Origin of the sequence: Methylobacterium sp. WL103, assembly GCF_008039885.1 — a bacterium.
Taxonomy (GTDB): Bacteria; Pseudomonadota; Alphaproteobacteria; order Rhizobiales; family Beijerinckiaceae; genus Methylobacterium; species Methylobacterium cerastii.
This window is the reverse complement of the sequence record NZ_VRUX01000010.1, coordinates 15,200-27,784: the sequence shown is the minus strand read 5'-3', so window position 1 is coordinate 27,784 and position 12,585 is coordinate 15,200. Positions and strand designations below refer to the sequence as shown.

At 68.6% G+C, this 12,585-nt stretch carries 12 protein-coding genes and 1 tRNA gene; 8 read left to right on the top strand and 5 right to left on the bottom strand.

Annotated features, from left to right (window positions below; genetic code table 11):
* Both FV222_RS01700 and FV222_RS01695 read left to right on the top strand, forming a co-directional pair.
* On the top strand, positions 1-703 hold a 703-nt coding region (locus tag FV222_RS01700; RefSeq protein ID WP_147812788.1), incomplete at its 5' end, for an SDR family oxidoreductase.
* A 158-nt stretch (positions 704-861) separates the two neighbouring features.
* Positions 862-2,484, top strand: a complete 1,623-nt coding sequence (locus tag FV222_RS01695) for a peptide chain release factor 3 (RefSeq protein WP_147764934.1) — start codon at positions 862-864, stop codon at positions 2,482-2,484.
* A 24-nt stretch (positions 2,485-2,508) separates the two neighbouring features.
* Here FV222_RS01695 and FV222_RS01690 read toward each other — a convergent pair whose 3' ends face one another.
* Both FV222_RS01690 and FV222_RS01685 read right to left on the bottom strand, forming a co-directional pair.
* Complete coding sequence (locus FV222_RS01690; RefSeq protein ID WP_147752383.1) at positions 2,509-2,961, bottom strand: response regulator; 453 nt, start codon at positions 2,959-2,961, stop codon at positions 2,509-2,511.
* A 121-nt stretch (positions 2,962-3,082) separates the two neighbouring features.
* The gene (locus FV222_RS01685) at positions 3,083-3,550 is read right to left on the bottom strand and encodes a BLUF domain-containing protein (RefSeq protein WP_147752384.1); all 468 of its coding nucleotides are present in this window, start codon (positions 3,548-3,550) and stop codon (positions 3,083-3,085) included.
* A 239-nt stretch (positions 3,551-3,789) separates the two neighbouring features.
* Between FV222_RS01685 and FV222_RS01680 the strand changes: the two genes are divergently transcribed.
* The 4 genes from FV222_RS01680 to FV222_RS01665 all read left to right on the top strand — a co-directional run bounded on the left by FV222_RS01680 (position 3,790) and on the right by FV222_RS01665 (position 9,453).
* The gene (locus tag FV222_RS01680) at positions 3,790-5,202 is read left to right on the top strand and encodes a flagellar hook-basal body complex protein (RefSeq protein WP_147812787.1); all 1,413 of its coding nucleotides are present in this window, start codon (positions 3,790-3,792) and stop codon (positions 5,200-5,202) included.
* A gap of 47 nt (positions 5,203-5,249) precedes the next feature.
* Positions 5,250-7,130: a flagellar hook-associated protein FlgK gene (gene flgK, locus FV222_RS01675; RefSeq protein WP_147812786.1), complete on the top strand. Its 1,881-nt coding sequence runs from the start codon at positions 5,250-5,252 to the stop codon at positions 7,128-7,130.
* 8 nt (positions 7,131-7,138) lie between these two features.
* Positions 7,139-8,968, top strand: a complete 1,830-nt coding sequence (locus FV222_RS01670) for a hypothetical protein (protein WP_147812785.1) — start codon at positions 7,139-7,141, stop codon at positions 8,966-8,968.
* A gap of 125 nt (positions 8,969-9,093) precedes the next feature.
* Positions 9,094-9,453, top strand: a complete 360-nt coding sequence (locus FV222_RS01665; protein ID WP_246685276.1) for a porin — start codon at positions 9,094-9,096, stop codon at positions 9,451-9,453.
* Between the two features lie 5 nt (positions 9,454-9,458).
* On the opposite strand, the gene FV222_RS01660 is transcribed toward FV222_RS01665, so the two are convergent.
* From FV222_RS01660 to FV222_RS01650, 3 genes are read right to left on the bottom strand one after another with little or no spacing between them, the layout of a single operon-like run.
* On the bottom strand, positions 9,459-9,932 hold the full coding sequence (locus FV222_RS01660) for a hypothetical protein (protein ID WP_147752389.1): 474 nt from the start codon (positions 9,930-9,932) through the stop codon (positions 9,459-9,461).
* Positions 9,922-10,302, bottom strand: a complete 381-nt coding sequence (locus FV222_RS01655; RefSeq protein ID WP_147764938.1) for a rod-binding protein — start codon at positions 10,300-10,302, stop codon at positions 9,922-9,924. The genes FV222_RS01660 and FV222_RS01655 overlap by 11 nt, the downstream gene beginning before the upstream one ends.
* 35 nt (positions 10,303-10,337) lie before the next feature.
* A complete protein-coding gene (locus FV222_RS01650) occupies positions 10,338-11,468 on the bottom strand; it encodes a flagellar basal body P-ring protein FlgI (RefSeq protein WP_147764943.1) in 1,131 nt (376 codons plus the stop codon).
* A 237-nt stretch (positions 11,469-11,705) separates the two neighbouring features.
* Here FV222_RS01650 and FV222_RS01645 point away from each other — a divergent pair, with 237 nt between their 5' ends.
* Complete coding sequence (locus FV222_RS01645; protein WP_147764939.1) at positions 11,706-12,131, top strand: flagellar assembly protein FliX; 426 nt, start codon at positions 11,706-11,708, stop codon at positions 12,129-12,131.
* 59 nt (positions 12,132-12,190) lie between these two features.
* Positions 12,191-12,267, top strand: a tRNA-Arg gene (locus FV222_RS01640).
* The last annotated feature ends 318 nt before the right edge of the window (positions 12,268-12,585 follow it).

The window sequence follows — 12,585 nt, the reverse complement described above, 5'->3', positions numbered from 1 at the left end:
GGGGCTCGGGCGCGTCGTGGCCGTGGCGCTCGGGCGTGCGGGCTATGCCGTCGTGCTGGCCGGGCGGCGGCGGGCGAGCCTGGATGAGGTCGCAGCGGAGATCGAGGCGGCGCTGGTCGTCGAGGCGGACGTCACTGATCCGGTGTCCGTGGAGCGGCTGTTCGCCCGCGTCGCCGAAGTGCATGGGCGGCTCGATCTGCTGTTCAACAATGCGGGCATCTTCACCGCGGCGGCGTCGATCGAGGCGGTGTCGCTGGCGGATTGGCACGCCAGCGTCGAGACCAACCTCACCGGTGCCTTCCTTTGCACGCAGGGCGCGTTCCGAATGATGAAGGACCAGGATCCCCGCGGCGGGCGGATCATCAACAACGGCTCGGTCTCCGCCCACGTGCCGCGGCCGCACTCGGCGCCCTACGCGGCCACCAAGCACGCGATCACCGGTTTGACGCGCGCGACCTCCCTCGATGGGCGCCCCTACGACATCGCTTGCGGCCAGATCGACATCGGCAACGCCGCCACCGAGATGACCGACGGCTTCGCTGCAGGCGTGCGCCAGGCCGACGGCTCGATCCGCCAGGAGCCGGTGATGGACGCGCGCCATGTCGCCGAAGCCGTCCTCTACATGGCCGGGCTACCGCTCTCGGCCAACGTCCAGTTCATGACGCTGACGGCGACGACGATGCCGTTCATCGGGCGCGGCTGAATCGCGCGTCCCGTGGCGCGTCCCACGCGGCGACGGGCTTTTGCCAAGCGGCGGTCGGGCGCCTAGAGGATGGCGCGAAGGTCCCGCGCGTCCGCGCGCGGGCCGAACCGAATTCCAAGTGACCGACCCGAGACGCGGGTCCGAGAGCCGTTTTCACGATGCTGATGCAGCCGCAGACCAAGATCGAGGCGAAACCGGCCGCCGACCCGGTGGCGCGGCGGCGCACCTTCGCGATCATCTCGCACCCCGATGCCGGCAAGACCACGCTGACCGAGAAGCTGCTGCTGTTCGGCGGCGCGATCCAGCTCGCGGGCGAGGTCAAGGCCAAGCGCAACCGCGTCTCCACCCGATCGGACTGGATGGGCATCGAGAAGGAGCGCGGCATCTCGGTCGTCACCTCGGTGATGACGTTCGAGTATGGCGACTGCGTCTTCAACCTGCTCGACACGCCGGGCCACGAAGACTTCTCCGAGGACACCTATCGCACGCTGACGGCTGTTGATTCGGCCGTGATGGTGATCGACGCGGCCAAGGGCATCGAGGCGCGCACCCGCAAGCTGTTCGAGGTTTGTCGGCTTCGCGACATCCCGATCGTCACCTTCGTCAATAAGCTCGACCGCGAGGCGCGCGAGCCCTTCGAGCTGCTCGATGAGATCGAGAAGACGCTGGCGCTCGACGTGGCGCCGATCACCTGGCCGATCGGCCGCGGCCGCAACTTCGCCGGCACCTACGAGCTCGGCGGCAACCGGGTCCGCCGGTTCGATGCGGCCGACGACGCCGGGACCGAGTCCGTGGCAGGATTCGCCGACCCGCTGTTCGACCGGCTGCTCATAGAGAACGGCGAGGCCGACGCATGGCGCGAGGAGGTCGAGCTGGCCGAGGGCGGGCTGAAGACCTTCGACCTCGACGCGTTCCGCGAGGGCCATCTCTCGCCGGTGTTCTTCGGCTCGGCCCTGCGCAACTTCGGCGTCCGCGACCTGATCGACGGGCTCGCCCGTTTCGCGCCGCCGCCGCGCGGGCAGGATTGCGACAAGCGCACGGTCGCGCCGACCGAGCCGAAGATGACCGGCTTCGTGTTCAAGATCCAGGCGAACATGGATCCGAACCACCGCGACCGGATCGCTTTCATGCGGGTCTGCTCGGGCCAGCTCCGGCGCGGCATGAAGGCGAAGCTCGTGCGCACCGGAAAGCCGATGTCGCTCTCCGCGCCGCAATTCTTCTTCGCCCAGGACCGCGCCATCGCCGACGAAGCCTTCGCGGGCGACGTGGTCGGCATCCCGAACCACGGAACCCTGCGCATCGGCGATACGCTCACCGAGGGCGAGGACATCGTGTTTCGTGGCGTCCCGAGCTTCGCCCCGGAGCTGCTGCGCCGGATCAAGCTCACCGACGCAATGAAGGCGAAGAAGCTCCGCGAGGCGCTGCAGCAGATGGGCGAGGAGGGCGTGGTCCAAGTCTTCGTGCCGCAGGACGGCTCGGGTGCCATCGTCGGCGTCGTCGGCGCGCTACAGCTCGACGTGCTGAAAGAGCGGCTGCAGGGCGAGTACGGGTTGCCGATCGACTACGACGCGACCCGGTTCTCGGTCTGCCGCTGGGTGTCGTCGGATTCGGAGGTCGAACTCGACAAGTTCGTCGACTCGCACGGCTCGGCGATGGCGAAGGACCTCGACGGGGCGCCGGTCTTCATGGCGACCACCGCCTTCTCGCTCCGCTACGAAGAAGAGCGGTACCCGGCGGTGCGCTTCACCGACATCAAGGACTATCAGAAGCGGCAAGCATGAGGGTCTGAGCCGCTCAGCCTCGCCCTAGAACTTCCCCAGCATCGGGAAATCGACGCTGAGCGTCGATTCCGAGGCCATCGGCGCTTCGCGCTTGCGCGGCTTGCGGTTGAGCACCTGCTTCAGCTTGGTCTTCAGCACCGCCATGTCGAACGGCTTGAGGATGAAGGCGTCGGCGCCGGCCTGGTGGGCGACGTTGATGTCCTCGAAGTCGAACGACGCCTCGGTCAGGATGAAGGGCGTGTTCATCAAGTCGTCGTCGCCGCGGATCTCGCGCAGCAGGGTGAGGCCGTCCATCGGCTCCATGTCGAGGTCGGAGATGACGAGGGCGTACTTGCGCTGCCGCAGGCGCTCGAGCGCCTCGACGCCGCCGGTCACCCCCTCCACGTCCGCGAATCCGATGCGGTTCATCAGCATCACGATGAGACGGAGGAGCTTCTCCTGGTCGTCGACGATGAGGATCGGTGGCGTGTCGGTCATGACATCGTCTGCGACATGGATCCGGGAGGGAGTCGGGGATCGGACGGTCAGCTTGAGCCCGAGGTATGAAAAAACTGCTTCGCGGCACCGCGTGCGCCGAATCCGACAGTCTTGATCCCGATCAGATGAAGAGGTGGTCGATGCCCTGCTTCGACATCTCTTCGGTCTGCAGTGCGAGCGACAGCGCGTGGATCGCGCTCGCCCTGGGCGTGCCGCGCTGGAACATCGGCATCAGGTTCGCCTTGGCGAAGTGCACGTCGTTCGTGGGCGAGCGAATGCTGCTCCGGCACGAATTGACGAACTCGCGCTTGGTGATCTCGCGCCACTCGCAGATCTGCACGTCGCGGTGGCGGTCGTCGGCGAGGATGCGGTTGAAGGTCTCGTGCACCGAGGTACGCTCGCCCTCGATCACCTGGGCGGCGAAGGTCTGCTCGACCAGCAGGAAGCTGGTGATCACCGAAAACTCGTTTTTCTTCTGCGCATGCCGCGTGATCTCGCCGACTTGGCCGGCGCGGATCTGGACATCCGACGACAGGGCCAGCCGCGAGAAGTAGATCAGGTGGACGAGGCTGGTTCGCTTGGCACGCATGGGGACTCCCGTCCGGAGGACGCCGTCCCGTTCTAGCCTGTCGCCGATAAGGGCCGGTAAACGCTGCCCACCCGGCAGAAGATGCCGGGGAGGACACGTCGCGGCGGTGCGTTCCTGCCGGGTTCGGCGGTCCGCATCCAATGAAAACAACGACTTGGCCGTGGCACGCCGGTTGCGGATCGACACCCGATCGGGCGAGTGCCGTTTGGGCGCCGCCTTCCCGGGAAAGACGGCGCGTCATGGACATCTTCACCGCGTTGCAGACGGCGGTCTCGGGCCTCAAGGCCCAGTCCTACGCCATCGACAACATCTCCGGGAACATCGCGAACTCGCAGACCACCGGGTACAAGCGCATCGACACCAGCTTCGTCGACCTGCTGGCCGAGCAGACGCCGAAGCACGAGGTCGCCGGCACGGTGCTGGCGCAGTCGCAGATGACCAACAGCATCCAGGGCAACATCGCCTCGTCCAGCGTCACGACCAACATGGCCATCAACGGGGACGGCTTCTTCACGGTGATGGCCAAGACCGGCGACGCCAACGGGCAGACCAGCTTCTCCGGCACACCGGTCTACACCCGCCGCGGCGACTTCGCCCCCGACAAGGACGGCTACCTCGTCAACGGCGCCGGCAGCTACCTCCAGGGCCAGAACTACGATGCGGCGACGGGGCAGGTGTCGAGCACCGGCCCGATCAAGATCGCCAATCAGACGCTGGCGGCCAAGCCGACCACCACGATCACCTACGGCGCCAACCTGCCGGCGGCGCCGGCGACGGCTAACTCATCGACCACCAAAAGCTCGCTCTACGCACCGACCGACACCAGCGTGCTCGTCACCGACACCAACGGTGTCGCGACCGCGGGCAAGAAGGTCCTCGCCGCGAACGCGCAGGACTTTGTGAACAGCAGCATCGCGGGGCCGGCGCTCACCGCCTACACCACCACCGGCGCGCCGGTCGCGGTCAACACGCGCTGGGCGAAGATCCAGGATGCCACCACCGCGAATGCGAGCGCGACGCCGCCGACGGTGGACCAGCCGGCGATCTGGAACCTGTTCTACGCCTCCGACAGCTCCGTCGCCCTGAACAAGAGCGACTGGGTGAACGCCGGCACAGGCTTCACCTTCGACGGCAGCGGCCAGCTGGTGCAGCCGTCCGGCGGCAAGGCGACCATCACCGACCTGACGGTGAACGGGACCAACCTCGGGAGCGTCGGCCTCGCCTTCGACAAGACCACGCTGACCCAATACGCAGCCTCGTCCGGCGCGGTGACGACGAACGCGCTCACGCAGGACGGATACGCCTCCGGGACCCTGAACTCCGTCGCGGTCGGGAGCGACGGCAGCATCATGGGGGCGTTCTCGAACGGCTCTTCGGTGAAGCTCGCCTCGGTCGGGGTCGCCCGCTTCATCAATCCGGACGGGCTGAAGCCGCTATCGAATGGCACCTACGCGCAGACGCTCGATTCCGGCGTGCCGCTCGCAGGGCTCGACGGCTCGGCGGTGGTCGGCGCCAGCAACGAATCGTCGAACACCGACATTGCGAGTGAATTCTCGAAGATGATCGTTACCCAGCAGGCGTATTCCGCCAACACGAAGGTGATGTCGACCGCGCAGACGATGATGTCCGACCTGCTCAACATCATTCGCTGAGGACCGGCCGTCCCCGCGCGGCAGTTGAGAGAGGATCGTCGACGGACATGCCCCTGAACGCGCTCCAGACGGCCACGGCGGGCCTGAAGGCGACCCAGACCGCCATGGGTCTGGTCTCGCAGAACGTCGCCAACGCGGGCACCGCCGGCTACGTCAAGCGGACGATCGCGACGGTCTCGTCGGGGCCGGGCAACTCGGGCGTCTCCGTCGGCGCGATCACCCGGAGCTTCGACGCGGCCGCGCTGAAACAGCTTCGCCTCGAGACCGCCGGCTCGGCCTACACCAGCACCAAGGCCGACATCACCGGGCAGGTCGGCTCGCTGTTCGGCACGCCCGGGAGCACGACCGCGCTCGACGGCCTCGTCAACAGCTTCACCGGCTCGCTGCAGAACCTCGCCGCGAACCAGACCTCGGCCGCCGCCCGAAGCACCGTGCTCAGCACCGCCTCGAACCTCGCCAACAGCATCAACGGCATCGCAAACAGCGTCCAGGCCCTGCGCACCGGGATCGAGTCCAGCCTCGGCAGCCAGACCGCCAGCGCGAGTTCGCTCCTCGGTGGCATCGCCGCGCTCAACGTCAAGATCCAGTCGACCACCGACGACCTGACGCTCGCCGACCTCAAGGATCAGCGCGACCAAAAGGTCACCGAGCTGTCCGGCTACCTCGACGTCCAGACCGCAGAGCAGCGCGACGGCACCCTCTCGATCACCACCAGCTCCGGCGTAAACCTCGTCACCGGCGGCACGGCGGCGACGCTCGGCTTCGACGGGCGCACCACCCTCGGCGCGAATTCGACCTATTCGACCGATCCCGACCAGCGCAGCGTCGGCACCATTACGGCGACGACGCCGGGCGGCGGCAAGATCGACCTCGGCGCGCCGGGCGTGCTGCGTTCGGGTTCGATCGCAGCCAACCTCGAATTGCGCGATACCACACTGCCACAGGTGCAGCGCCAGCTCGACGACCTCGCGGGCGGGATGGCGAGCGCACTCACCGACACGAGCACGAGCGGGACGGTGAGCGGTTCCGGCTCGACCACGGACCTGTCCGGCATGCAGTCCGGCAACACGCTGACGCTCGCGGTGACGGCTGCCGACGGGTCGACGCGGAACATCATCCTCGTCGCCTCTCAGGGCGCCACGAAGTCGGTCGACCCGAGCCAGACAGACGACGGCACGGCGCTCGCCCAGACCTTCGACATCTCCGGCGGTCCGACGACCTACAAGGCCAAGATCCAGGAGGCGCTCGACGGCTTGGCCGCACGCGCGAGCGCACTGGGGCTGAAGAACGTACCGTCCCTCACTGCGAGCGGCACCGGCGCCAACGTGACGGTGACCGGAGGAGGCACGTCCAAAGTGGTCGCCGCCACGGCGACGAAGACCGTGCCGACGAGCGCTACCGACTTCGCCTCCGCCTACCCGCAGGTTGCGCTGTTCGTCGACGGGTCGAACAAGGGCCTGTTCACCGGATCGTTCGATGCCGGCTCGCAGCTCACAGGCTTCGCGCAGCGCATCACGGTCAATCCGGCGCTGAGCGCCAACACCGCGGTGCTGACCGCGCAGGGCGCCACCAACACCGGGACCGGCGCCACGCGGGCGCAGTTCGCCTTCGACGCGCTGACGACCGCCCAGCAGACCTTCTCGTCGTCGAGCGGGATCGGCGGCGTCGCCGCGCCTTATAAAACCAGCGTGATCACGTTCGCGCAGGACGTCATCGCCGCGCAGGGGGCGGCGGCGGCCAACGCCGCGAACCTCGATGCCGGGCAGAGCGTGGCCCTGTCCACCGCGCAAGGGCGGTTCGCCAAGAGCGCCGGCGTCAACGTGGACGAGGAGATGTCGAACCTCATCGCCCTGCAGACGGCGTATTCCGCCAACGCCCGCGTGCTCACCGCCGCCCGCGACATGCTCGACACCCTCCTGCGGATCTGAGGGACACCATGACCACGATCAGCCCCTTCGCCGCCGGCACCTACGTCAACACGCGCTCGACTTCGCAGTTGCTGTCGCTGAAGGGCCAGCTCGACACCCTGTCGACGCAGCTCTCCACCGGCCGCACCGCCGAGACCTACGCCGGCCTCGGCGCCGGGCGCAGCACCAGCCTGACGGCGCGCGGGACCCTGAGCGCGTTGGACGGCTACGATGCCGGCATCGCCAGCGCGCAGACGCGTGTCACCCTCGCCTCCACCAGCCTCCAGCAGATCGCCAAGCTGACGGCCGACCTGCGCGGCGGCATCGCCTCGAACCTGCAGCCGGCGACCGGCACCACCGTCACGCCGCAGCTGGCGCAAGCCAACCTCGACGGTGCGCTCGATGCGCTGAACCAGAACGCGGCCGGGCAATACCTGTTCGGCGGCCGTGCCACCGACGCGGCTCCGGTGAAGTCGACGGACGTTATCCTGAACGGCGACAAGACCACGACTCCACCGCAGGACGGCCTCGTCACGCTGGTCGCCGAGCAGAAGGCGGCCGACCTCGGGAGCGGCGGACTCGGGCGCCTCCAGCTCGGGGCCGTCAGCGCCGGAAACGCGTTCCAGCTGTCCGAGGATCAAGGCGACGCGACCGGCGAGACCCGCGCGAACTTCGGGTTCCGAATCGCCGGGAAGCCGGCGACCACCGGGGCCATCACCGCGACGGTCGATCCGGCGCATACGGGCCTGCCGGCGACGGTGACGGGGCTCGACCATGCGCCAATGGCCGGCGAGAGCTTTCGCGTCACGGTCAACCTCGCCGACGGCAGCCAGAAATCCTACGACCTCACGGCGAGCAGCACCGTGCCAGCGGGCTCGACCACCGCGTTCGGCGTCTTCGCCACCCCGGCCGCTGCGGCGGCCGGGCTGAACGCGTTTGCGATTGCACAGGGCGGCACCGTCGCCAGCGTTCAGAGCGGCAACACGCCGGCCCTGAATGCGACCTTCGGCAACGGCACCTATGCCGCCTACGACATCGGCCTCTCGGGCCAGCCGGCGGCCGGCGACAGCATCACGGTCCAGCTCGCGCTCCACGACGGCAGCACGACCAGCGTAACGCTGACCGCGGGCGCGAGCGTCTCCACCGGCTCGACCACCACCTTCGCCATCGGTGCCGACGTCGCCACGACGACAGCCAACCTCAAGGCCGCACTCGGCACCGCGCTGGCTGCCGCCGCCGCCGGCCCGCTCTCGGCGAGTTCGACCACGCGGGCTTCGGAGGACTTCTTCTCCGCCTCGAACGCGTCCGGCCAGGCTCCGAAGCGCATCGACACGACCGGCGCGACGCCGACCTACAAGGATGCGGCCTCGACCAGCACCGTGATCTGGTATCAGGGCGACGCCGCGAACACCGACCCCCGCGCCACCGCCTCGATCCGCGCCGGGGCGAACCTCGACGTCGCGATCGGCGCGCGGGCCAACGAGGTGCCGATCCGGAAGGCGCTCGCGGGCTTTGCCGCGCTCGCCGTCGACGGCCTCGCCGACCCCAAGGCCACCACCACCCCCGGCCGGCTCGCCGCCTTGAGCAGCAAGACCTACGATCTCCTGGGCAAGGCGTCGAACGATCCGAGCCTGGAGGCGATCGCCACCGATTTCGGCCTCGCCGCCAGCACGTTGACCTCGGCGAAGTCGCAGAACGCGGCGACCCGGCTGACGTTGCAGAACGTCGTCGACGGCGTCGAGAGCGCGCCGATCCAGGAGGTGGCCGCCAAGCTGCTTGAGGTCCAGAACCGGCTTCAGGCGAGCTACCAGATCACCTCGTCGCTCTCGAAGCTGTCGCTCGTGAACTACATGAGCTGACGCGGTCGCGAACCGGATCGCTGGAAGGATTGATCGACGCCGAGCCGCCGGCCTATCGTGGTGCGAAGGGCCGCGCCCCGCTGCCCGGCGCGGCCCTTTGTGAGCTGCGAACCGCCGGGGACGACATGTCAGAGCAGCACCGGTCGTCGACGAGAACGGGCACCTTCGCCGGACCGCGGCGCGTCGGACTGCTCCTGGTCGGCATGCTTTCGCTGTCGCCCTGCGAGGCCCGCGATCTGGAGAAGGCGCCGGCGCGGGAGACCGCGCAGCCTTGTCCGGGATACGGCGCCGGCTTCGTGCGGACGCCGGTCGGTTCGACCTGCGTGCGGGTGTCGGGTCGGGTCCGCGCCGGCGCCGACCTCGCCATCGGCCGAGACGTGACCACGGCGCCGACGGCGGCCGGGCGCTTCGCGATCGACGCCCGCACCGAGTCCGATCTCGGCCCGGTGCGGACTTATGTCCGGATCGGCAACGGGCGCCGGTGACGCGTCTACAGGTTGCGTGAGAACGTCAGCGGCCCGCTGGCCGTGCCGCGGCCGTAAGGGGAGGGCGCCCGCGACGGTTGGCCGTAGACGCTCGGCGTGCTGGCCCGGCCGAGGTCGGCCGCGAGCGACTTGATCAACCCCTCGGACACCGTCCGCGCCGTGCCGAGCACCGCCTGGTTGGCCTCCACGGCCTGCGTGAAGCGGCGGTGGGCGCCCTTCAGCAGCTCGACGCCGGCCGGCGCGAAGCGCGCGAGCGCGACCGCGTTGGCCTTGGCCACCTCGAGCCCCTGGAGGTAGGCCCCGGCGAGCGCCGCCTTGGCCTCGGCCTCCGCGAGGCCCTCGCGCAGGCGCCCGACGCGGACATGGCCGGTCTCGGCCGCGAGCACCGCCTCCAGCGCCTGCATGGTCGACATCACCGCGCCGACCAGCGCGTCGGCACCGGCGCGGTCGGCGACCCGGAAGGAGGGATCAAGCCGCACGGCCGGCCCCCGCGACGGCGCCGGCGCCGCCCTGCATCTTCATCATCTCGGAGAACACCTGGTTGGCGATGCCGACGCCGCCGCTCTTCATGATTTGGCCGGCATATTCCTTGGTCAGCATCGAGCGGTAGACGCCGCCGCCGGTGCCGTTCTCGCCGAGCGGTCCGTCGGTCCCCTCCGACTGGGTCAGCCGGTCGAGGGAGGATTCGAGGAACATCGACTCGAAGTCGTTGGCGGTCTTGCGCGCCTTCTTGGAAGCCGCCTCCGTCGAGGCCTGCGCCGTCTTCGAGGCGGTTTCGGCGATGGCGCCGGTGATGGCCTTGCCGACGCCGACGGCGGCGGAGACCGCGAAGGTTGCGAGTGGCAGCATGGTCTAGGTTCTCCGGTTCGGGTGGACGTTGGTGATCACATCAGCTCGATGTCGGCTTGCAGCGCGCCCGCGGCCTTGATCGCCTGCAGGATCGAGATCAGGTCGCGGGGGCCGACGCCGAGGGCGTTGAGGCCGTCGACGAGGTCGCGCAGCGTCACGCCCTCCTTGACCAGGGCGAGCTTGTTGCCGTCCCCGGTGTCGACCTTGACGCCGGTGCGAGGCACCACTGCCGTGCGGCCGTTCGAGAGTGGGGCAGGCTGGCTCACCTGCGGCTGCTCGGTGATGGTGACGGTGAGGTTGCCCTGGGCGATCGCCACCGTGGAGACGCGCACGTCGCGGCCCATGACGATGATGCCGGAGCGCTCGTCGACCACGACCCGCGCGGTCTGGTCCGGCTCGACCTTGAGCTGCTCGATCTCGGTGATGAGCCGGATCATGTTGCCGTTGTACTTGGCCGGGATCTGGATCGTGACCGTGGCCGGATCGGTCGGCTCGGCGGTGTCCGAGCCCATGAAGTCGTTGATCGCGGCCGCGATCCGCTTCGAGGTGGTGAAGTCGGGGTTGCGCAGCGACAGGCGCAGGGAGCGCGCGTCGGTAAGCTTGAACGCGATCTCACGCTCGATGTTGGCGCCGTTGGCGATGCGCCCGTTGGTGGGGACGCCGCGGGTGATCTTGGCGGCGTCGCCCTCCGCCGAGAAGCCGGCGATGGCGACCGAGCCCTGCGCTAGGGCATACACCTCGCCGTCGGCGCCGAGTAGCGGCGTGACGAGGAGGGTGCCACCCTGCAGCGACTTCGCGTCGCCGAGCGACGAGACCGTGACGTCGATGCGCGTGCCCTGTGCCGCGAAGGGCGGCAGGCTCGCCGTGACCATCACTGCGGCGAGGTTCTGCGTGCGCATGGTGGCGCCGCGGGTGTTGACGCCGAGGCGCTCCAGCATCGCCTGCAGCGATTGCTTGGTGAAGGGGATGTTGTTGAGGGTGTCGCCGGTGCCGTTGAGGCCGACGACGATGCCGTAGCCGACGAGCTGGTTGGCGCGCACGCCCTCGATCTGCGCGAGATCCTTCACCCGCGAGAGCGCCATCGCCGTGCTGCCGCCGAGCACGAGCAGGGCGACCGCCAGGACGAGGCGCAGGATTTCGCGGATCTGGGCGTGGCGCTTGGGCATGCCGGGCTTCGTTGGAGTTGCGGACATCCGGTATCCTGCCAGCGCCGTGCCACCTCCGCGCAAAATCTAAGTCTTTGATCCAATACGATTTTGTGATAACGAAGCCTGGCCTGGAGCGCTCGCGTCCCTCGCGTTTCCTGCCGACCCGGCAGGTTCTGCCGAGGCATTTACCCGGTGTTAACCCTGCTGACCGGAAGGTCGGCTCGGGCGCATTCCGCCCGTAGGGTCAGCGAAGCGATGCGCGTCGAGAACCGTCCGGGGGCCGTGGGGACGACCTCCGTCGGGGGCACGCGCAAGGGCGAATCCGGTCCGAGCTTCCAGGTCGGCGCCGGGCCGGGCGCGCAACGCAGCGCCGGCACGGGCGCCACGACCACGCTTGCCGGCCTCGACGCGATGTTGATGCTGCAGGGCCAGCCCGACACCCCACACGAGCGCCGCCGCCGTTCGGCCAGGCGGGGCCACGACCTGCTCGACGGGCTCGACCGGCTCAAGGCGTCGCTCCTGTCCGGCCGGGTCGCGACCCACGAACTCCTTACCATTGCCGGCCGCCTCTCCGAACGCGCCGAGTCCTGCGGCGACCCGCGCCTCGACGGGCTGATCGCCGACATCGAACTGCGCGCGGCCGTCGAGCTCGCCAAGGTCGAAGCCGCTCGCGGCGCCTGAACGCCGCGCAGGGTTGACCGCACGGTGCACCCATGGCTCATACCGTCGCTGGCACCCCTGACTCCGTAGCTCAGCTGGATAGAGCAGCCGCCTTCTAAGCGGCAGGTCCCTGGTTCGAGCCCAGGCGGGGTCGCCACCCTTTTTTCCTTTGAAAACAGGGTTTTAGCGGATCGCTCCTACCGATTCGAGGCGGCCTTTGAAGGCCGCGGTTACAAGTCGGTTACAAGGAGGCTCTGTTCGAGATAAAGACGGTGGGACATCGCCATTGGGCGTGAACTCGGCCAAAGGCGACAGTTCTATTGCATGAAGGAAACTTGCAGACCGTGTCGGCAACGGACGATCGCGTACGGTCGCTGGCCCGTGCATCCTTTCAAGCCAGACGTCGTCGAGGCGCCGGTCTAGGTCCGGGCAGCAGAGCATTTCTGGGAGATCGGTCAAAAGAGTTATACGTGGG